The sequence below is a fragment of the Novosphingobium profundi genome (assembly GCF_018491765.1).
GTDB lineage: Bacteria > Pseudomonadota > Alphaproteobacteria > Sphingomonadales > Sphingomonadaceae > Novosphingobium > Novosphingobium profundi.
The window spans coordinates 356,559-375,458 of record NZ_JABWCU010000006.1 but is presented as its reverse complement, the minus strand read 5'-3'; the positions used below and the strand labels follow the sequence as shown (position 1 = coordinate 375,458).

General features: G+C 65.9%; 16 protein-coding genes and 1 riboswitch. Of the genes, 7 read left to right on the top strand and 9 right to left on the bottom strand.

The features are described from left to right. Nucleotides 1-76 precede the first annotated feature (76 nt). The 3 genes from HT136_RS08430 to HT136_RS08420 all read right to left on the bottom strand — a co-directional run bounded on the left by HT136_RS08430 (nucleotide 77) and on the right by HT136_RS08420 (nucleotide 5,221). Complete coding sequence (locus tag HT136_RS08430; RefSeq protein WP_214199209.1) at nucleotides 77-3,247, bottom strand: autotransporter outer membrane beta-barrel domain-containing protein; 3,171 nt, start codon at nucleotides 3,245-3,247, stop codon at nucleotides 77-79. Between the two features lie 84 nt (nucleotides 3,248-3,331). After that, a complete protein-coding gene (locus tag HT136_RS08425) occupies nucleotides 3,332-4,291 on the bottom strand; it encodes an intradiol ring-cleavage dioxygenase (protein ID WP_214199207.1) in 960 nt (319 codons plus the stop codon). Between the two features lie 147 nt (nucleotides 4,292-4,438). After that, nucleotides 4,439-5,221 carry a response regulator gene (locus tag HT136_RS08420; protein ID WP_246543451.1) on the bottom strand — a complete coding sequence of 261 codons (783 nt, stop codon included), beginning with the start codon at nucleotides 5,219-5,221 and terminating at the stop codon, nucleotides 4,439-4,441. Nucleotides 5,222-5,945: 724 nt separating this feature from the next. Here HT136_RS08420 and HT136_RS26495 point away from each other — a divergent pair. The 3 genes from HT136_RS26495 to HT136_RS08405 all read left to right on the top strand — a co-directional run bounded on the left by HT136_RS26495 (nucleotide 5,946) and on the right by HT136_RS08405 (nucleotide 9,507). Beyond that, nucleotides 5,946-8,105 carry an ATP-binding protein gene (locus HT136_RS26495; protein ID WP_214199205.1) on the top strand — a complete coding sequence of 720 codons (2,160 nt, stop codon included), beginning with the start codon at nucleotides 5,946-5,948 and terminating at the stop codon, nucleotides 8,103-8,105. Next, the gene (locus tag HT136_RS08410) at nucleotides 8,105-9,094 is read left to right on the top strand and encodes an autotransporter outer membrane beta-barrel domain-containing protein (RefSeq protein ID WP_214199203.1); all 990 of its coding nucleotides are present in this window, start codon (nucleotides 8,105-8,107) and stop codon (nucleotides 9,092-9,094) included. Before HT136_RS26495 ends, HT136_RS08410 begins: the two co-directional genes overlap by 1 nt. 104 nt (nucleotides 9,095-9,198) lie before the next feature. After that, the gene (locus HT136_RS08405; RefSeq protein ID WP_425516885.1) at nucleotides 9,199-9,507 is read left to right on the top strand and encodes an alkylphosphonate utilization protein; all 309 of its coding nucleotides are present in this window, start codon (nucleotides 9,199-9,201) and stop codon (nucleotides 9,505-9,507) included. Between the two features lie 18 nt (nucleotides 9,508-9,525). Here HT136_RS08405 and HT136_RS08400 read toward each other — a convergent pair whose 3' ends face one another. Then, nucleotides 9,526-9,879 carry a hypothetical protein gene (locus tag HT136_RS08400; protein WP_214199201.1) on the bottom strand — a complete coding sequence of 118 codons (354 nt, stop codon included), beginning with the start codon at nucleotides 9,877-9,879 and terminating at the stop codon, nucleotides 9,526-9,528. Nucleotides 9,880-10,045: 166 nt separating this feature from the next. Here HT136_RS08400 and HT136_RS08395 point away from each other — a divergent pair, with 166 nt between their 5' ends. The 3 genes from HT136_RS08395 (at nucleotide 10,046) to HT136_RS08385 (ending at nucleotide 13,682) form a co-directional block, all read left to right on the top strand. Next, nucleotides 10,046-10,471 carry an OsmC family protein gene (locus HT136_RS08395; protein ID WP_214199199.1) on the top strand — a complete coding sequence of 142 codons (426 nt, stop codon included), beginning with the start codon at nucleotides 10,046-10,048 and terminating at the stop codon, nucleotides 10,469-10,471. A 377-nt stretch (nucleotides 10,472-10,848) separates the two neighbouring features. Then, nucleotides 10,849-11,265 carry a hypothetical protein gene (locus HT136_RS08390; RefSeq protein ID WP_214199197.1) on the top strand — a complete coding sequence of 139 codons (417 nt, stop codon included), beginning with the start codon at nucleotides 10,849-10,851 and terminating at the stop codon, nucleotides 11,263-11,265. Next, nucleotides 11,262-13,682, top strand: coding sequence for a hypothetical protein (locus tag HT136_RS08385; RefSeq protein ID WP_214199195.1), 2,421 nt, complete (start codon nucleotides 11,262-11,264; stop codon nucleotides 13,680-13,682). Before HT136_RS08390 ends, HT136_RS08385 begins: the two co-directional genes overlap by 4 nt. Before the next feature lie 120 nt (nucleotides 13,683-13,802). On the opposite strand, the gene thiC is transcribed toward HT136_RS08385, so the two are convergent. From thiC to HT136_RS08370, 3 genes are all read right to left on the bottom strand, one after another. After that, nucleotides 13,803-15,677, bottom strand: coding sequence for a phosphomethylpyrimidine synthase ThiC (thiC, locus tag HT136_RS08380; protein WP_214199193.1), 1,875 nt, complete (start codon nucleotides 15,675-15,677; stop codon nucleotides 13,803-13,805). A 47-nt stretch (nucleotides 15,678-15,724) separates the two neighbouring features. Beyond that, a riboswitch (TPP riboswitch) is annotated at nucleotides 15,725-15,850 on the bottom strand. Nucleotides 15,851-15,962: 112 nt separating this feature from the next. Beyond that, nucleotides 15,963-16,163, bottom strand: coding sequence for a hypothetical protein (locus tag HT136_RS08375; RefSeq protein WP_214199192.1), 201 nt, complete (start codon nucleotides 16,161-16,163; stop codon nucleotides 15,963-15,965). An 87-nt stretch (nucleotides 16,164-16,250) separates the two neighbouring features. After that, nucleotides 16,251-16,457, bottom strand: coding sequence for a cold-shock protein (locus tag HT136_RS08370; protein WP_214199190.1), 207 nt, complete (start codon nucleotides 16,455-16,457; stop codon nucleotides 16,251-16,253). A gap of 290 nt (nucleotides 16,458-16,747) precedes the next feature. Here HT136_RS08370 and HT136_RS08365 point away from each other — a divergent pair, with 290 nt between their 5' ends. Next, on the top strand, nucleotides 16,748-17,395 hold the full coding sequence (locus HT136_RS08365) for an SOS response-associated peptidase family protein (RefSeq protein WP_246543449.1): 648 nt from the start codon (nucleotides 16,748-16,750) through the stop codon (nucleotides 17,393-17,395). Here the strand turns inward: HT136_RS08365 and HT136_RS08360 are convergent. Both HT136_RS08360 and HT136_RS08355 read right to left on the bottom strand, forming a co-directional pair. After that, nucleotides 17,392-17,790: a hypothetical protein gene (locus HT136_RS08360; RefSeq protein WP_214199188.1), complete on the bottom strand. Its 399-nt coding sequence runs from the start codon at nucleotides 17,788-17,790 to the stop codon at nucleotides 17,392-17,394. The genes HT136_RS08365 and HT136_RS08360 overlap by 4 nt on opposite strands. A 100-nt stretch (nucleotides 17,791-17,890) precedes the next feature. Then, on the bottom strand, nucleotides 17,891-18,817 hold the full coding sequence (locus HT136_RS08355; RefSeq protein ID WP_214199264.1) for a phytoene/squalene synthase family protein: 927 nt from the start codon (nucleotides 18,815-18,817) through the stop codon (nucleotides 17,891-17,893). Between the last annotated feature and the right edge of the window lie 83 nt (nucleotides 18,818-18,900).

Sequence of the window (18,900 nt, the reverse complement as noted above, 5' to 3'; positions counted from 1 at the left end):
GCCCCCATCCCCGCCGCAGCGGGGATGGGGGCCTTGCCGGAACCGGATCGGAGCGGGCCGGAACGGCCCGACAGGATCAGAACGCGACGCTGAGCCCGGCGCGCGCCGAAAGGTCGGTGCTGTCGTTGGTCTGCTCGACGCGCGCGGTGATCTTCCAGGTGAAGTCGTAGCCACCAGCCAGCATGCTGATCTCACTGATCCAGGCGCCCTTGATGCTGTCGGGATCAATGGTGAACGCCTCACCCGCATCGTACGTGTCGCCACCGTTGAAATAGGCGGTCGTCTTGCCAAGCGAGCCCGACAGAACCTCGCGTCGCCCGGCCTCGAGCTGGAAGGTCAGCGGGCGCCAGTCGGGCGAGATTTCGCCGAGCGAATAGGCCGCGGCCAGCATCGGGGTCACCGTGGTGGACTTGCTGGTGCGGCTGGCGACAGTGAGCGCGATGGCGTCGCTGTCGGCGTCCTCCTCATAGCCGTCTTCCTTCAGCCAGAACTGCTCTAGGTCGACGCGCGGCTTGAGCGAGAAGCGGCGCGAGACCTGGTAACGATACGAGGCGCCGACCATCCCCGAGAACAGCCAGCCGCCCCAGTCGGCGGTAGCGTCGTAGGTGAAGTCATCGTCATCGATCGTGCCGGTGTATGTCCGGGTCGAATCGACCGAGATCTTCGAGGCGCCAAGGCGCGCATAAGTCAGCAGGCCACCGGCCTTCTTGCGCCAGAACACGCCGAAGTCATGCTGGCCGACGCCCAGGTCCTGCGAACCGCCGTTGTCCTTCACCGTGCTGTGCAGATAGGAATAGGAAAGGCCGAAGTAGCCGAGCGAGGTCTTGCGCTCGACGCCCAGCGAAAGACCCCAGCCGTTGATCTTGTAGGACGCCGTACCGGTCGCGTCCTTGCTCGAGCGCCAATAGATCGGCTCGAACCAGCCGCCCACGTCCGAGATCGAGAAGGTCGAGGTGTCGTCGGTAATGTGCTGCGAGACGAGACGCGTGCCGGTGGTGACCGATTCGAAGATGCCGCCGGCATGGTCGGGCAACATCGTCGAGGTCTGCTCGTTGAGCGTCGCGCTGTCGTCGACCTCGAGCAGGCTCTCGCCGACGTAGTCGTCGTTTTCGGCCGCGGCGTAGATCGCGTCCCAGGCCGAAGCGGAGGAGGAGGTCAGGCCCAGCTCCGAAGTCGATTTGCGCGAGACATCGAGATAGACGCTCGAATCGTCGGTCGAGACGGTGCCGTTGTAGATGAAGGGCAGGTCGTCGGCGACATTGAGCGTGCCCTCGACGTCGAGGTTGTCCGAAGTGAGGACGGTGTAAGTGCCTTCGGCCGTCGAAAGATCGGTGATCGTCGCGGTCACGCTCGCCCCGTCCTCGAGGGTGGCGTTGGTGGCATAGAGGGTGGACACATAGTCGTCGTCGATGGCCACGCCGATGGTGCCGCTCGACCCGACATAGAGGTTCCCGATCGAGACGGTGCCGCCCTTGTACGCGCTCGCGATCAGTTCACCGCCGTTCACCGTCACGGTCGCGTTGTCGGCGTTCGCGAAATCACCGGTGTAGACCGCACTGTCGTTGATCGTGAGCGTGCCGGCCTCATCGTTGAAGTCCATCGTGCCATCGAAGGTCGAGGTGTCCGACATCGTCGCCGTCGCCGAGCCCGCCCCCCAGTATACGTCACCGATATAGTTGAGGTCGCCCGAGAGCGTCAGCGTATCGTCGCCGTCGCTGAAATAGGTATCGCCCTCGATTTCGCCCGAGGAGGCGTCGATGGTGTCGTTGCCGCTGCCCAGCAGGATGTCGCCGGTGATCTTGGTGTAGACGGTCGGGTCGACATCGACGTCGTCGTTGTCCTCGAGGTATTCCGCGCTGGTCTCGGCGTCGTCGTCGTTGAGGTACTGGGTGATCGTCACGCCGGTGGTGTTGGCCGAAAGGTCGAGCGCGACGGTGCTGTCGGTGCTCGAGCCGCTGGCGGTGATGAAGCCGGTGTTGGTGATCGAGGTCAGCGTTCCCGAAAGATCCTGGATCGCGGTGGCGCTGCCCTCGCCAGTCGACGAAATCGTCGCCAGGATCGTGCCGCTGTTGTAAAGCGAGGTGACCGAGCTGCCTTCATTGATCAGCAGCGCAGTCGCCGCCGAATCGTACGTCACCGCCTCGAGCGTGCCGCTCACGCCGATGCCGTCGGTCAGCGTGACGTTGCCGCCCTGCCCGCCGATCACGAAACCGTAGGCATCGGTGTTCGAATAATAGGAATTGCCCTCGACGGTGCCTTCGATGGCGATCGAATAGGTGCCCATGTAGGCATCGGCCGCACCGATCGTGATGTCGTCGGTCCCGCCGACCTGGATGGCCGGGCCGTTGCCGTAGGAAATGATCGAGGCGGTGCCTTCCTCGTCGTCGTCCACACCGTCGTTGTCGGCATCGTCGTTGTCGTCGTCGTCCGGCGCGGCTGCCACATAGATGCCGCCATCGACATTGCCGGTGATCGAAACCGCGGCCGCGCCCTGGCGCAGCGCCTCGCGCGAAAGCGATATCGTGTCGCCGTCGTCATTGGTGTAGTAATAGAGTTGCGAGATCGTGCCCTGCAGCGTGATCGTACCCGTCACGTCGCCGTTGACGGCGAGCGCTGTGGCGTTTTCACCCACCACGTAGACCGACCCCTCGACGGTCAGGTCGCCATCGATGCCCTGGGTCGAGATGCCCACGGCGTTGTCGCCGACGACTTCGATCGAGCCGGTGTTGGTGATGTCGCCGGTGTAGTCGCCGGCCAGCACGATACCGCCCGAATCTTGACCTTCGACGTAGATCGAGCCTTCGTTGGTGATCGATCCCGCCGCATCGCCATTGACGTAGATTCCGTAGCGGTTGCTGGCCGAGGCGATGCCGTTCTCGACGATGCCATCCTCGTCTTCGTCGTCGGCGGTGAAGTCTTCCTCGATGCTGATGTCCGCATCCTCGTCCAGATAGATGTCCGAGGTCGTCCCCGCATTGACCGTGATACCGGTCGCGCCGTCGGCCTTGCTGGCATTGCTCATGTCGATGTCGCCATCGATGTCGAGGGCATTGTCGCTGTCCACGGTAATCGCGCTGCCGGACTTCACCGTGATCGAGCCGTCATCCGTCATCGTGATGTCGCCCGCGCTCGACGTGCTGAGCGCACTCGTCGTGTCGGTCTTGACGGTCGTGGCTGCGTGCGCCTGCGCCGTTCCGAGCGCGAGAATCAGAGCCCCGAGGCTCGCCGAATCATGAAGTCTGGACATGGAAAGGTATCTCGATCTGATTTTGCTGGAATGTTCAGGCCTGCCACAACCGGTCCGGCGGCCTGCTGGACGTGGGACTGCGGATCAGACTGCGATCCCGATCACGGCGGTTGCGGAATATCCGGAGGAAAGACTTCCGCTCACGGTCGGGGTCATCTGGGCGTTCTGCGCCGAGGTGTTGTCGCCGAAGACGTTGTCCGACGAGAGGCTGACCGCGTTGTAGTTGGCGATGCTGGCGGTGTAGCGCGTATCGCCGGTGAAGACGGCGGTGTTGATCGCCGCGGGCATCGCCAGCTGCGAGATCAGGTCGGCGGTCCGCCCGGTGCTGGCCGAGGTCAGCCCATCGAGGAAAATCTCGAAGTGGATGTGCGGCCAGCGGCCCGAATAGCAGGCGGGATAGATGGTGGTGAAGGTGACCTTGCCCTCCGCATCGGTCACCTGGACACCGCGCAAGTAGCTCTCGGTCGTGATCCCGCTCGAATAGAGCGAATACTTGCCGTCGGCATCGCAGTGCCAGATGTAGATCGCGGCGCCTTCGATCGGCGCGCAGCCGGTGTTGACGTCGACCAGTTCCAGTTCGATCTCGAGCGCGACACCGCTGGCGGTGGTCGTCGAGCCGATGAAGCTGGAGCGGATGTCCGAGCGTACCACGCCGCTTACGGTCAGGACGTTCGAGGTCGATCCGCTCGCGTTGTTCGTGCCGTCGGCGGGATAGGGGCCGTTGGTCTCGCTCGGGTCGGCGATGCAGGTCGAGGACGAATCGTCGGACCCGGACGAGCTCGACGACGTCGAAGACGTCGAGCTGGATGACGTCGAAGTCGAAGTCGAAGTCGTCGCGCTCGATGTGGAGCTCGCGGAGGAGGCGGACGCCCCGTCATCGCCCCCGCAGGCCGCGAGTACGGCCGTCGAGCCGACACCGGTCAGGAGCGCCAGCGCCCGCCGACGCGCCATGATCTCGCTTGCCATGCGCTGGAGGTCTTCCCCCAGGCCCTTGCCATGTGGGCTACCTTGTTGGCTTTCGTGCCCGTCGCCGTGGCCATCCATTGCTGTCGCTCCTCGCTCGGCCCGTCCCAGCCAGGGAACGGGTGATCAAGGCGCACAAGTGCAGAGGCGGCATTGCCGTCGAATTTCAGTCGAATTTCAAGCTATTCACGAAACGCAACAGAGCAGCCGCAAATGCAACAGAGCGAATTATTCGCCGACAGCTTCCGTCACAGAAGGAACGAAGAGATAACCTTCGTTGCGGACCGTGCGAATAATGTCGCCGCCCCCTTCACCTTCGGAAAGTTTACGCCGCAAGCGCGACAACTGGACGTCGATCGCGCGGTCGTAGTGTTCGCTGTCCTCGCCCCGCGACCAATCGAGCAGCTGATCGCGCGTCAGCACGCGACGCGGATGCTCCGCAAAGGCACGCAGGAGGCGGAATTCGCCGTCGGAGAGCGAGATCAACTGCCCCGAAGGATCGCTGAGCAGGCGCAGACCCAGGTCCATGCGCCAGCCGGCGAAGAAGAGGCAATTGCCCGAACCCTCGTCGCCGCCCCGCTCGCGCGTGGCAAGCGGCGTTTCGCCGGCCTGCCCTTCATCGCCTGCCCGGCGGCGCAGCACCGTGCGGATGCGGGCGAGTAGCTCGCGCGGGTTGCAGGGCTTGGCCAGGTAGTCGTCGGCACCCATCTCGAGCCCGACGATTCGGTCGACGTCGCTTCCCACTGCCGAGAGCATGATCACGGGCGGCGCACCACCTCCGAGCTGGCGAAGCGCGGTCAGACCATCTTCGCGCGGCATCATCACGTCGAGCACGATCAGGTCGAAACGCGCATTCGCAAGCATCTCGCGCATCGCGATCGGATCGGCCGCGGTGGCGGTTTCGTAGCCGTGCTTGGCCAGATAGTCGCCGATAAGCGTACGAATGCCCTCGTCGTCATCGACGATCAGAATACGTGTCTGCAAGTCCATCGTCACAGGTTCTAGATACATTTTGTCCTTTTGCACAGCCGTTGTCGCGATTGCATTTCAGTCGGCCGTTACAGCTTGCGACAAGTTGCAAAGGCGATGCAATCCGCTGAAATTCGCGGGCAACCTGCTTCGGGGATCAAGGCGGCAAGGAAGGCCGGAAACGGCGTCGAGCACGGCCCGCGAACATGCTTTCGCCGCCACCTGCTCGAGGCGGTTTCCGATCGATCGGCCCCGGCCCTTCAGGTCGGTGCGCGCCGTTCGACAAGGTCGTTCCAAACCTATTGCCGCCCTCACTGCCGCCAAGGTGGGGAACGGTACCGGGATCGTCGAGTGGCCAGGTTTCGATGTCGCACCCGCCCTGCCCTTCGACGGTCCCGGATCTGCTTCTCCGGCAGGCGGAAGAACGGCATTTGCGCCGCCACCGTCAGCCCGAAACCGGTATATTGGCCGACGTTGCCGCCTTGCGCAGCGTCCAGACGCGTTTCCCGGCGGACCGATCGAGGATCCCCTCCGTTCGCCCGGCCCGATGTGACCGCTCCCGCCTTCCCTTGGGACGGGTGGGGGCGCGGAGCAGGAACAGGAGGGACGTGTCCCTCTCTCCTGTCCCTGCTCCGCAAAACCCGGGCCTGAGACCGGACTTGTCATTTCGCGGCCATGACGATGGCAGCGGCCGCGCGAGAGATCTGGAAGCCTGCGACAAATGTTCGTCTCGAAATTGCACCGCGTTCATGCCAAGGAAACGAGCATGAAGTTGCCTGTTTCCTCGAAGCGGATCGGCCTGCCGCTGGCCCTGCAGATGATCGTCATCCTCGTGTGCGCGCTCGTCGCAGCCCAGTTGGTGACACTGATGCTGACGATGCTGCTGCCCCCGCGCCCGACCGCGCGCTGGGACATGGCCGAAGTCGTGCGCGCGCTGGGACGCGGCGAAGTGCCCTCCTCGCTCGAGCGCAAGTCGATGGCCGGTCCCCCGGACATCAGCGCGCAGGGCTGGCTCGTTTCCGAATCCTCGCGCGAGGCGCTGGCCCAGCAGCTCTCGCTCGATCGCAACGACGTCGTGCTGGCCTTTTACACCCAGCTTCCGGTGGGCGGGGTTGCCGTCCCCACCAACACGCATTCGCCGCTGGCGGTTATGAAGGAGCGCCACTTCCCCAGCGTCACCTCGCTGCTGGTCGAGACCGCGCAGGCCCAGTCGATCCCGGGCGGGCCTCCGCCGGGTGGCAGCGCAGGCCCCGGCGGGATGCCCGGCGGCGGCTTCCCCGGCGGCATGCCGCCGGGAGGTCCGCGAGGTCCGGGCGGCATGCCCGGAGGAATGTCGGGCAACATGCCCGGCGGCACGCGCATGCCCGGACAGCGCCCCGGCAACGCGCTTCCCGGCGGCGGACGGCCGGGCGGACCGCTCACTTCGACACCCGGAACGGGCGCAGGCACGCCGCCGAACACCGGCGCCGGGGGCTCCACCCCGTCGACACCCTCCACCGCAGACGGCTACAGCGCGCTTCCCGGATCGCAATTGGGCAACGCGGGCGGGCAGTCGCAAGCGGGCGGCGGCGCCTGGACCGGCGGCGGCGCGCCGCTCGGCGGGATGCTCGAAGCCGGCCCGCAGGGCGCAATCGTGGGACAGGGCATCAACGGCCCGCTCGGCCTGCCCCGGACCAACGACATGCGTATCCAGCCCCCGGTGCTGGTCGCGCCCGAATCCGCGGGTGCGCGGGCATCGAGCCCGGCGCGCCCGCGCGCCGTTGCCTCGGCCCTGCCCACACCGACCACGCTTCACCCCGATACGCTGGCGACACCCCTGTCCGTGCCCCAGTCGCCAACTCGGGCGACGATCGAGCCCGAGGTCGAGACCGGCGAGGCGATGACCGCAAGCGCACACGGCAACGCGCAGCCGATCCCCTTTCGCCGCGAACGCAACAGCCTGTTCGACATGGCCTCACCGCCCTTCATCGAGGGCGATTTCGTCGCCGCCGCGCGCCAGCCGGACGGCCAGTGGCTGGCCGTGGCCCCGCGCGAGGAACCCTTCCCCAACGCCTGGCAGCAGCGCGTGATGCTGTGGTTCGCGCTTTCGCTGGCGATCATCAGCCCGCTGGCCTGGCTCTTTGCGCGGCGCATCGTCGTGCCCTTGCGCGATTTCGCCCGCGCCGCCGAACAACTCGGGCGCGATCCTTCGGCGACGATCCTGCCGCTCTCGGGCCCTGCCGAGATCGGGCGCGCGGCCAATGCGTTCAACCAGATGCGCAACCGCCTGCGCGCCTTCGTCGACGATCGCACCGCGATGGTCGGCGCGATCAGCCACGACTTGCGCACCCCGCTCACCCGCCTGCGCTTCCGCATCGAGGACGTGCCCGACGAGCAGCGCGACGGACTGCTCAAGGAAGTGACCGAGATGGAGGCAATGATCAGCCAGGTCATCACCTTCATTCGTGATGCCTCGACCCCCGGCGCGCGCCAGCGTGTCGACTTCGCCGAACTCGTCGAGGGCAGCGTGGCCGATGCGCGTCTCGTCGGCGCCGACGTCGTCATCGATCGCAACGCGCATATTCCGGTCGACGTGGACCCGGTCGGGATCCGCCGCCTGCTCGGCAACTTGCTCGAGAACGCGGTCAAGTACGGGGAAAGCCCGCATGTGCGCGTTTCCCTGCGCGATGGCGAGGCGATCGCCGAGATCGTCGACAAGGGCCCCGGCATTCCCGAAGAAGAGTTCGACCGCGTGTTCGAGCCCTTCTACCGCAGCGATTCCGCGCGCAAGTCGGGCAAGAAGGGATCGGGCCTGGGCCTCGCGGTGTGCCGCTCGATCGCGCGCGCGCACGGCGGCGACGTCACTTTCGAACATACCAGCGACGGGTTCATCGCCCGCGTCAAGGTGCCCGCCGCCTTCGTCACGAAGCCGAACAAGGCCGCCTGATGAGCCGCCCCCGCTGGATCTCGTGCGGCCTCGCGGCGGCCGCCCCGGGATGTCTCGCCGCGCTCGCCCTGCCCTCTGGCGCGCGCGCGCAGGATGCCGCGCAGGCGCCGGTCGAAACGCCCTCGGAGCAGGCCAGCAAGGAACTGGCGACCACGGCCGACACGGCGGCGCCGGACGACACCAACGCCGATGCCGGCGCGAGCACGAAGGTCCCGCTCTGGAGCCTCGCCGTCTCGGGCGGCGTCAGCACCCGTGACGACGGGCCCGACGGAACCTGGCAATCGCTCGCGCTCAGCCGCCGGATCGGGCGCGGTTACGTGCGCGCCAGCGCGATGCGCTACAACGGCACCTTGATCCAGGCGAACACCGCGCTTCCCTCGAACTACTACATCGCCACGATCTCGGCCGGTGGGAACTTCGACAACTGGGTGACGGACGGCTGGGTCAGCTACGGCCGGCAGGACTATGGCCGGATCACCACCGAGAGCGGCAGCCGCGAGAGCACCGGGTCGACCTCTAGCCCTTATTTCGCGATCGGTGGGGACTTCGGCCGCGTCGTGCCGCTCGCCAGCGACTGGTACCTGACCCCGACGGTGGCCACCTCCTACGCGCACGGCAAGTTGCTGCGCACTGCTCCGCAGGATAGCGGCCTGACCGATCTCGAAACCAGCGAGCCGACCGTGACCGCGAGCGCGACGATCCGCCTCGACCATGCCTTCGGCGCCTCGAACAACCACTATGTGGGCCTGCTTGCCTCGCGCCACTGGAGCAGCAACGGACTTTCGCAAGTGCGCGTCGATGAACTGGATGGCGACACCCCGGTCAGTCTGCGCAGCGTCCATCGACCCGACGGTTGGTTCGAAATGGGCGCGACGGGTAGCATGGAAGTGCTTCCTCGCCTCAATCTCGATCTCTACGCCACGCGCAGCTTCGGCGTGGTTGCCGGCGACACCACTGCGGGTGGCCTCTCGCTGCGCGTCGCGTTCTGACCCCCTCCCCGCAGCAGACACCGGTCGTGCACCGCTAGTCGCGCGATTTCGCTCCCTTTTCGCGGCACGCTCTGCCATGGCGCTCGCGATGATATGGAGGCACGATGATGAGCTCTGACGAAGACTACGTTTACGACGAAGAGAGCGGCGAATGGATGCCGGCGAGCGAACTCGCCGCCAAGCGCGCCGCGCAGGACACCGTCGAGGTGCGCGACGCTGTGGGCAACCTTCTTGCCGACGGCGATGCGGTGACGCTGATCAAGGACCTCGAAGTCAAGGGCGCGGGCCAGACGCTGAAGCGCGGCACGCTGATCTCCTCGATCCGGCTTACGGGCGATGCCCAGGAAATCGACTGCAAGTACCCGGGGATCAAGGGCCTGGTCCTGCGCGCCGAATTCGTGAAGAAGCGCTGAGAGCCGTGCGCGGCGCGCTCAGGTGCGCCGCAAACGCCGGGTCAGGCGCCGCCGGTTGGCGGTGACGCGGGGCGAATAGACCGCAAGCATCGTGCGCATGGCCTGCTCGGGACTGGGCGGGGGCATCGTCGCCAGGCGCTGCGAGAGACTGAAAGCGGCCGCCAGCTTTTCGGAGACCATTCGCTGCGCCTCGCGGCCATGCCCGGGGCGCTCGAAGGCGATGAGCATCGAGCGCATCGCGATCACGCTCGCCGCCTCGGCCCACATCCACCAGGCTTCGCCGGCCATGTTGAACCAGTCCGCTCCGGCCAGGCCGGACGACCCTGAAGTGCCCTTGGGGGCGGCGGACTTGGAACGATGGACTGGGGACATGGCGGCACGACTCCGGATGGGGCCCCGTTATCTCCCGAAACAATGCTGCATTGCAACATCAACCGGTCGCAAATCCGGTCCATCGTGGCGGAGCATGCCGGGAACCAGTGCGTGCACTTGCGCGCTTCCTTCCCGTCCCAATCCCACGAAGACAAAGGAACACCCGATGAGCATCAACACGGCCACCGCCCGCTACGAAGGTTTCGGTAAGGACGGCAAGGGGCACGTTTCCACCAAGTCGGGTGCGCTCGATGCGCCTTACGGCTTTGCCACCCGCTTCGAGGACGCCCCCGGCACCAACCCCGAAGAACAGATCGCGGCGGCGCACGCCTCGTGCTTCACGATGGCCACCAGCTTCGCGCTCGCCAAGGCGGGATTCACCGAGGGAACCCTCGAGACGACCTGCGACGTGACGCTGTCGAAGGATGGCGAGGGTTTTGCCGTCACCAGGAGCGCACTTGCCCTCAAGGCCAAGGTGCCCGGTCTCGATCAGGCCCAGTTCGAGGAGATCGCGGCCGGTGCCAAGGCCAATTGCCCTATTTCCAAGCTGCTTTCGTGTGAAATCACGCTCGAAACGACCTTCGAGGGCTGACGCCCGAGCTGCCGGACGGACCGCCTTCGCCTGCCGGAGCGCAGGTGGAGGTCGGCCCGCCCCTTGTATGTTCATTATTTGTTCTTGACATTTGCAATCGGCTCACGCATAGTGATGGCCCTCGGCTGATCGCATTCCTTTCGCCGAGCTCTTCCCCATATTCATCCTGCGGCGAACGCCCGCACATTCCATTCCAATGGCCTGACGTGCCCGCGCGGTCGACCCGCGCCCGCACGGCGTTCGGCGTCCTCCTGCGGATCGAAACGACAACGCCGTCATTGCCCGGAGGGCTGCCACAGGGCGGGCCTTGCCGCCCTATCGTGACCGCCAGAAATCCGCACCTCTCGACCACCCTCTCCCATCGAGGTACCCAAACTATGGCATTCGAGCTCAATCTCGCGGCCTTTCGCCACGCGCCCTGGGGCGGCATGAACGGCCTCGCTGATCTTATCCGCCTGGACAACGACTGGTCCGGTGCCGTCTTCACCTGGGCCTTCGCGACCAGCGCTGGCGGTCCCAACGCCTTCACCTTGAGCAATGCCCCCGAAGGCAGCCAGGGAATCAGCGCCAGCTACCTGGCGGGCTACGCGCATCCGACGTCCGGTGAAGCGGTAGGCGGTACGGTGATCCGGCCCCAGATCGACCAGGTGACTCTCGAAGCCGTGCTCGACACCGCCCCCCGCGACGACAAGATCACGCTGCACCACACGCTTTACGTGACCCCGCCCGGCGAACCCAAGCGCACCCTTTGCTTCGGCAAGTTCACCATCAAGAAGGGAGCCGTCTCGCAATGACAACGCTGATCACATCGCAGGAAGGGCCGCTTGCGATATTCGCCGACCGGGACGAGCGCACCATCGTCTACAGTGGCGAAAACACGTTCGAGGCCCGCCGCCTGACCGAACGCGCGACCGCACTCGTAAACGGGGCCGCGCAGGACGTGGTCGAGCAACGCGACACCGCCCTCACGCTCATCGACACCGAAGGTGCCGCCCGTATCTCCCTGGCCCGCGCCTGGGCGGAAGGCGAGACCCCGCCCGACAATGGCAATGCGAAAAGCGCCCGGACCTGGGCCTACCAGGCGGCAGCGTCATCGGGGACCGCGGAAGCCTTCGCGGGCCCCTCCTACGCCACGCAGGCCGAAGGGCTGGCCGCGACCGTTTCGGGCCAGCACTTCGCGGTCGTCGCGAACGGCATCGTCTCGATCTATCTCAACAGCAACCAGACAGCGGTGTTCCGGCGCAATGCCGCCACGTCCGAGGCGCTTGCCTCGGGCGACGCCGACAAAGGTTCGGCGCTTGTCGGCTTCCGGCAGAGCGGCACCGGATCAATCCTGCGCACCGGCGCAGAGAAGTTCCGCGAAAAACTCACCCCGGAAGATTTCGGTGCCCTGGCCAACGGTACCTCCGACACCGGCAGCTTTCTCAACGCCATCCGCTCCGCGCGCAGCGGTGCGCTCAACGCCCTGGCCCTTCCCCTGGGCAAGACCTACACGCTGACCCAGATGACGACCCAGAACATGGGCGGCAGCGAGGACCTGCCGGCCAGCGGACAACGCGCCTGTATCTGTGTTCCACCGGGAATGCACCTCACGGGCGAAGGCGCTATCCTGCGGACCACGGCTTCCATCCCCCACGTCTATGCCGGCGGAGAGGTCGACTTCGAGGCCGAAGTCATCGCCCCGATCGGCTTGGGCAGCAGCACGTTCACCCTCGGCTCTGATGCCGCCGCCGCCTTCGCCGTCGGCGACACCGTGCTCTGGCGGCTGGGCGATGTCGCGGGCGATCCGGCGGAGACGGAAAACTGGGGTTTTGCATCCGTGCTCGCGCGCAACCTGACAAGCGGCACCGTCACCATCGACCGGGCGCTGGCCAAGGCCTGGACGATGCCGGGTACGGACCTCTACAACAAGTTTCTCTACAAAGTGACGGTCGCGCGCGGACGCAATTTCGGCAACCTTGTCTTCGACGGCTCGGCCGCGCCCGAGGGCGTGCGCGGCATCAAGTTCTATCGCGAAATTGCACCCAGGCTGGAAAGCCTATTCGCAAGACGCTGCACGGCTGGCGGGCTGGTGTTCCAGTATACCGAGAATTTCCACGTCGGTATGGTCCATTGCTTCGACAACCCCGGGACTTCGTCGAACAATGGCAAGGCGATGCGATGCGCGGAAAGTTCCGGCTACATCGCACATCTGCGGGGCGAATATCTCGGGAACTCGCTCATCTCGTGCGAAGCGGGTTCAAGCGTCGCCATCGGCTATGCCGAGGATTTCAACACCGGCACACGCGGGGAGCCGATCATCAATTCGGGTCAGGGCTGCGCAATATACATCGAACGCATGCGCTTCCATGGCAAGGGCGGCGTATCGACGGTCAGCCGGACAGGCAGCGGCATTCTTTCGTTCGGCTCGATCGACGTCGCTTACGATACCGATCCCGTGACACTCCCGCTACCAGGGCGCGACTGCATGGAACTGACCCTGACACTGGGGGGAACCAGCGAGATCTATCGCGCCGCAAAAGGCTACTGGTCGGAACGGCTTATCTATCTGCAGGACGACTTCGCCAACATGTCGGTCACTTTCGATACACCAGGCGTGGTGACCGAATGCTGGGTCTATTTCGGCAATTGCGTAGCGGCTGATTTCGCCGCGTTCCGCATCGGCCGCTCCAACTCCAAATCCGATGCCATCAGCTTCGTCCCCACCACGCAGCGCACCTACCCCGTTGACTGCTCGAATATCTATCGGGCGGGCCTGTGGTGGGGAGCGAACGCGGGTAACATGGGCTGGCTAAACCGCGGATATGCGCCTGCCGTGCAGATCACCGCCGCCGCCGGGCGAAATCTCACCGGATCGGGCAAGTTCATAAAGGTGCGTTGCTACATCATCCCCGACGACAATCTTGTATCCACCCGCGTCGTGGGTGACCGGGACGTGCTGCAAAGCGTGGGCCAGCTCGGCCTGAGTGCGGCCAAGTCCTGGTCGCCAGGGAGCCTTGCTGCGGGTGCAAGCGTCGTCACGACCATCGCCGTTTCCGGCGCGATCCTCGGCGATCCGTGCACCGCGGCAATCTCCACCCCGCTGGCCGGCCTGGCCCTGCAGAGCGAGGTGACGGCAAACGGCACCGTGACCGTGAAGCTCACGAACCCGACGCTGGCCGCCATCGATCCCGGGACCGTCACGCTCAGAGCCAAGGCGTTCCGAAATTGAGGCCCGAAACGTACTGACCCGGATATGCGAAAGCCAGGCCCTCTCCTGATCGAAGGCCTGGCTTTCGTGCAATTTCTGGCTGCGGCGCGGGCCGTCGCAGGCGCGCGCCGCAGTGCCTTTTCAATCGTGCTCGCGGTCGCCCTGGCCCATGTAGAGCTCCGAGCCGGTGTCCTTGAACACGCGGCTCATCTCTTCCATGCCCTTTTCGGCTTCCTCTGCGGCGATGAAGCCGGACGAGGGCTGGTTCTGCCTGGCGGCGAAGTCGCGCACTTCCTGCGTGATCTTCATCGAGCAGAACTTGGGGCCGCACATCGAGCAGAAGTGCGCGGTCTTGGCGCCTTCGGCGGGCAGCGTCTGGTCGTGGTAGAGCTCGGCCGTGTCGGGATCGAGCGAGAGGTTGAACTGGTCGCGCCAGCGGAACTCGAAGCGCGCCTTCGAAAGCGCGTCGTCGCGCACCTGCGCGGCCGGGTGGCCCTTGGCAAGGTCGGCCGCATGGGCGGCGAGCTTGTACGTCACCACGCCGACCTTGACGTCATCGCGGTCGGGCAGGCCCAGATGCTCCTTGGGCGTCACGTAGCAGAGCATCGCCGTGCCGTACCAGCCGATCTGGGCGGCGCCGATGCCGCTGGTGATGTGGTCATAGCCCGGCGCGATGTCGGTGGTGAGCGGCCCAAGCGTGTAGAACGGGGCTTCGCCGCAGCTTTCCAGCTGCTTTTCCATGTTTTCCTTGATCTTGTGCATCGGCACGTGGCCGGGGCCCTCGATCATGACCTGCACGTCCTGCTCCCAGGCGCGCTTGGTCAGTTCGCCCAGCGTGTAGAGCTCGGCGAACTGCGCCTCGTCGTTGGCGTCGTAGATCGAGCCCGGACGCAGGCCATCCCCCAGCGAGTAGGCGATATCGTAGGCCTTCATGATCTCGGTGATCTCGTCGAAGTGCTCGTAGAGGAACGATTCCTTGTGGTGCGCAAGGCACCACTTGGCCATGATCGAACCGCCGCGCGAAACGATGCCGGTCATGCGCTTGGCCGCGAGCGGCACGTAGGGCAGGCGGACACCGGCGTGGATCGTGAAGTAGTCGACGCCCTGCTCGGCCTGTTCGATCAGCGTGTCGCGGAAGATGTCCCAGGTCAGGTCCTCGGCAATGCCGCCGACCTTTTCCAGCGCCTGGTAGATCGGCACGGTGCCGATCGGCACGGGCGAGTTGCGCAAGATCCACTCGCGCGTATCGTGGATGTTTCGGCCCGTCGAAAGGTCCATCACGGTGTCCGCACCCCAGCGGATCGACCAGACCATCTTGTCGACTTCGCTAGCAACGTCCGAGGCCACCGCCGAGTTGCCGATGTTGGCGTTGATCTTGACGAGGAAGTTGCGCCCGATCGCCATCGGCTCGCACTCGGGGTGGTTGATGTTCGAGGGAATGATCGCACGGCCACGGGCAACCTCGTCGCGCACGAATTCGGGCGTCACGTAGTCGGGGATCGCGGCGCCGAAGCTCTCGCCCGAACGCACGTATTCGGCAAGGCGCGCACGCCCCAGGTTTTCGCGCTCGGCGACGTATTCCATCTCGGGGGTGATGATGCCGCGGCGGGCGTAGTGCATCTGGCTGATGTTGCCGCCCGCCTTGGCGCGCAGCGGCTTCCTCAGCGCGGTCGGAAAGGCGGGAACGCCGCCCGAACGGTCCGGGCCGAGCTGGCCGTTGTCCTCGGGCTTCACCTCGCGCGGCTGGTACTCTTCGACGTCGCCGCGCGAGAGCTGCCATTCGCGGCGCAGCGGGGCAAGGCCGGCGGAAATGTCGATCACCGCGTCGGGATCGGTGTAGGGGCCCGAGGTGTCATAGACGCGCACCGGCGGCTCGCCGCTCGAAGGCTCGAGATGGATCTCGCGCATGGCGACCTTGATCGACGGATTGGACTGGGCCGGAACGTAAATCTTCTTCGAACCCCGGATCGGTCCGGTGGTCACGCCGATTTCCAGCTTGGAGTTGATGTCGGCCATACGCGCTTCTCTTTAGTCAGGGGGCGCGAGGACAAACGGTTTTCCGGCGTGCGGCACCGTCCACTCCCTCCGCCCGTATTAACAGGTTCAGGTTCGACGGGTCTTGTGGAGCATACCCACAACTCTCAGCCGTAAGGCGCGTTCGCGCCCTGCTGGCTCCCCGGGGAAGATCGGATCATAGCCATCGTCGCGGCCGGCGTCCAGTGGGCCGGGCCAGAGCGCGTTGCTCGTGCGCAGAGTTGGTGCGTGGCGTGGTGGGCCGGGGCGGCCGGGCGATGGCCCGGGTCAGGCTTCGAGCCGCGCGGCAGCTGCGGCTTCTTCGCGCTTGCGGCGGCTTTCTTCGGTCTTGAGTGCCTGGTCGGCCATCTGGCGCCAGGCGGTTTCCGAGCGCAGCGCGCGCTCGCGGACGTTGTCGAGTGCGGCCTCGTCGGCCGCCTTGGCTGCTGCGTCCGCCTGCTCGGTGGCAAACTTGTAGGTTACGCTCATGCCTCGAGTGCTCCTCGCGTGTGAAATGGACTGCGGAGCGAAACCGGACCGGTGCGCGAAGCACCGGTCCGACAGGGCCTGAGACGATCAGGCCGAAGCGAGGTTGACCGCCGACTTCTTGCCGTTGCGGCCGGTCTCGACCTCGTAGGAGACACGCTGCTCCTTCTCGAGGGTCATCATGCCCGCAGCCTGGACCGCGCTGATGTGGACGAAGCTGTCCTCGCCGCCGTTTTCCGGCGCGATGAAACCATAACCCTTGTCGGTATTGAAAAACTTGACGGTTCCGATCGGCATGGAGAATTCCTTTTCGTATTTAGGGTATACCCGCGATGCAACGTGCCCGCGGGGTTGTGCGTCTGTTCGTCATTCGAAAGGAAGTCGTCGTCCAAAGCACGCCGTGTTTCCCGTCAAATCCACAGGGGACTTTCCGGAATTAAGGCGCTTATCAATCGGCAAAGTCCGTCACAAAATTAGACGTCGCAGCTGTCTACTAGCACACTGCCGCCCAATCACCTAATCAAACGGACAAAGCCGGCTCGCCGCCCCTTCATTTGCCCCCCTTGACCGCCCTCGATCAAGGCGCGATGCGCGCAGAGGTCATGACCCTGCTCTACCGCCTAGAGGCGCCCGCCGCCGCGATCGGACGCACCTTCGAGACCGACACGCGCGGCGATCCCTGGGCAGGCGGTCCGGTAGGCCCGGGACAATTCGCGCCGGTCATCACCGCCGGGCGCGAAGCGGTTGCCGGGCCGATGCCGCAGACCCGCCAGCCGCGCCGGATGGTGCCCCGGCTATGGGGCGTCCCCCCACCGCGCAGCTTCGAGGACGGGCGCCAGCACGGCATCCTCACTGCACGCAATCTCGAGAGCCCTTTCTGGGTGGGAAACTTGCGCAATCCCGAATTCCGCTGCCTGGTCCCGGCCAGCGCCTTCATGGAATGGGGCAGGACCTCACCCACCGACGGCAAGCGGCGCCAGTGCTGGTTTGCATGCGCCGACCAGCCGCTCTTCGCCTTCGCCGGGGTGTGGAAGGACAGTGAAATCCCGACCTTCGCGCTCGTGACCTGCGAGGCAAATGCCGCTCTGCGCGCCGAGGGGCGCGAGACGATGCCGGTGATCCTGCCGCCGGATCCCAGAGCGCACGAGACCTGGCTTCGTGGCGGATGGGGCAAGGCACAGGCGCTCGTCGCGCCTTATTCGTCTTCGCTCCTCGAAATGCGGGTGAACGCCTAGAAGTGGAGCGCGCCCACCGTGATCAGGCCCGCACCGATCACGATCGAAGCCCCGCACCACAGCCGCGAGAGCGGCCCGAAACGGCGCAGCCAGAAGGCCATGTAGACGTCGGAAAAGGCGAGCACCATCAAGGCCTCGATGCACATCAGGCCGCCGACCACGCTCATCAGGCTGGAAAGCCAGTCGGGCGAGGCCCAGGGGTTGGCGAGATAGACCACCGCGCCCAGGAACAGTTCGACCAGGCCGGTGACCATCTGCAGCGCGGGCGAGGCAACGATCTCACCGATAAGCTTGTGCCAGTGGCCCGGCTTTCGCCATTCGCCGATGCCGGCGAAGAGTGCGAAGAGGCCGATGAACAACGCGGTCCACGCGGGCGCGACTGAGAATTCTGGCATCGCTGGCTGGTCTCCCGATCTTCTTATCCGGGAAGACTGGAACATGCGCCTTTCGCTGTCCAGTACCTTGCGCTGGCGCAAAGACCGCGATTGGACCGGTTCAGGCGCCCCGCGCGAGCGCGACCAGATCGCGGCGCGAGAGCCCCGGACGGGTGCCCGGCAAGCATGTGCCGCGCCACGCCTCGCGTCCGGCGGCGGCCAGCATGCCCACCTTGGCGAGTTTCGAGGTCGAGACCCGGTGGTCCCAGGCATGGGGCCCCAGCCGCTCCACTTCGCGCCCGATCCCGCCGTAGATGTTCGCCGCCGCCAGGATTGCCCAGCGCTGGCGAAACGGCAGCCGCATCGCCCCCTCCCGCGAGGAGGCCTCGTAACCGCGCGCCAGCGCGCAGGCCTGCGCCACCACCCGCACCAGCCGCGCGCGGTAGTGTGGCTTGGTCAGTTCGCCGGGGGGAATGTCGGCTTCCACCAGCCATTCCACGGGCAGGTAGCAGCGCCCGTTGGCATCGTCCTCCCACACGTCGCGCACGATGTTGGCAAGCTGGAACGCGATGCCCAGGTCGCAGGCCCGGTCGAGCGTATCGGCCGCCAAGGCATCGCCGTCCTCGGCCGGCACGCCCATGACCACGGCCATCAACACGCCGACGGCCCCTGCCACGTGGTAGCAGTAGCGCAGCATGTCGGCCTCCGATCGCGGCCGCCATTCCTGCGCGTCGAGCGCGAAGCCCGCGATCACGTCCTCGATCATGGCGGGCTGGATCGGCACCTCGCGCACGAGCTGCCCGAGTGCGTCGAAGGCCTGCGATCCCGTCTGCTCGCCCGCCAGTGCCAGTTCGGTCAGGGTGCGGATCGTGGCCAGGCGCGAATCGGCGTCGAGTGGACCGATCGCGCCGCTCCCGCGACCACGGCCGTGGTCCTGGTCGTCGGCAATGTCGTCGCAGGCACGGCACCAGGCGTAGAGCAGCCAGACGCGCTCGCGCGTGGTGCGGTCGAACAGCCGGCTCGCGGCCGAGAAGCTCTTCGAGCCCATGCGGATCGACTGGCGCGCGAACCACACGAGCGCGGCGCGATCGTAAGGCGGGGCCCCGCTCACGCAGTCACCCTCCCCGTGTC

Excerpts from the sequence above, each read along its gene's own strand:
- HT136_RS08430 (WP_214199209.1), bottom strand. The coding sequence starts at position 3,247 with ATGTCCAGACTTCATGATTCGGCGAGCCTCGGGGCTCTGATTCTCGCG.
- HT136_RS08425 (WP_214199207.1), bottom strand. The coding sequence starts at position 4,291 with ATGGATGGCCACGGCGACGGGCACGAAAGCCAACAAGGTAGCCCACAT.
- HT136_RS08420 (WP_246543451.1), bottom strand. The coding sequence starts at position 5,221 with ATGTATCTAGAACCTGTGACGATGGACTTGCAGACACGTATTCTGATC.
- HT136_RS26495 (WP_214199205.1), top strand. The coding sequence starts at position 5,946 with ATGAAGTTGCCTGTTTCCTCGAAGCGGATCGGCCTGCCGCTGGCCCTG.
- HT136_RS08410 (WP_214199203.1), top strand. The coding sequence starts at position 8,105 with ATGAGCCGCCCCCGCTGGATCTCGTGCGGCCTCGCGGCGGCCGCCCCG.
- HT136_RS08405 (WP_425516885.1), top strand. The coding sequence starts at position 9,199 with ATGATGAGCTCTGACGAAGACTACGTTTACGACGAAGAGAGCGGCGAA.
- HT136_RS08400 (WP_214199201.1), bottom strand. The coding sequence starts at position 9,879 with ATGTCCCCAGTCCATCGTTCCAAGTCCGCCGCCCCCAAGGGCACTTCA.
- HT136_RS08395 (WP_214199199.1), top strand. The coding sequence starts at position 10,046 with ATGAGCATCAACACGGCCACCGCCCGCTACGAAGGTTTCGGTAAGGAC.
- HT136_RS08390 (WP_214199197.1), top strand. The coding sequence starts at position 10,849 with ATGGCATTCGAGCTCAATCTCGCGGCCTTTCGCCACGCGCCCTGGGGC.
- HT136_RS08385 (WP_214199195.1), top strand. The coding sequence starts at position 11,262 with ATGACAACGCTGATCACATCGCAGGAAGGGCCGCTTGCGATATTCGCC.
- thiC (WP_214199193.1), bottom strand. The coding sequence starts at position 15,677 with ATGGCCGACATCAACTCCAAGCTGGAAATCGGCGTGACCACCGGACCG.
- HT136_RS08375 (WP_214199192.1), bottom strand. The coding sequence starts at position 16,163 with ATGAGCGTAACCTACAAGTTTGCCACCGAGCAGGCGGACGCAGCAGCC.
- HT136_RS08370 (WP_214199190.1), bottom strand. The coding sequence starts at position 16,457 with ATGCCGATCGGAACCGTCAAGTTTTTCAATACCGACAAGGGTTATGGT.
- HT136_RS08365 (WP_246543449.1), top strand. The coding sequence starts at position 16,748 with ATGCGCGCAGAGGTCATGACCCTGCTCTACCGCCTAGAGGCGCCCGCC.
- HT136_RS08360 (WP_214199188.1), bottom strand. The coding sequence starts at position 17,790 with ATGCCAGAATTCTCAGTCGCGCCCGCGTGGACCGCGTTGTTCATCGGC.
- HT136_RS08355 (WP_214199264.1), bottom strand. The coding sequence starts at position 18,817 with ATGGGCTCGAAGAGCTTCTCGGCCGCGAGCCGGCTGTTCGACCGCACC.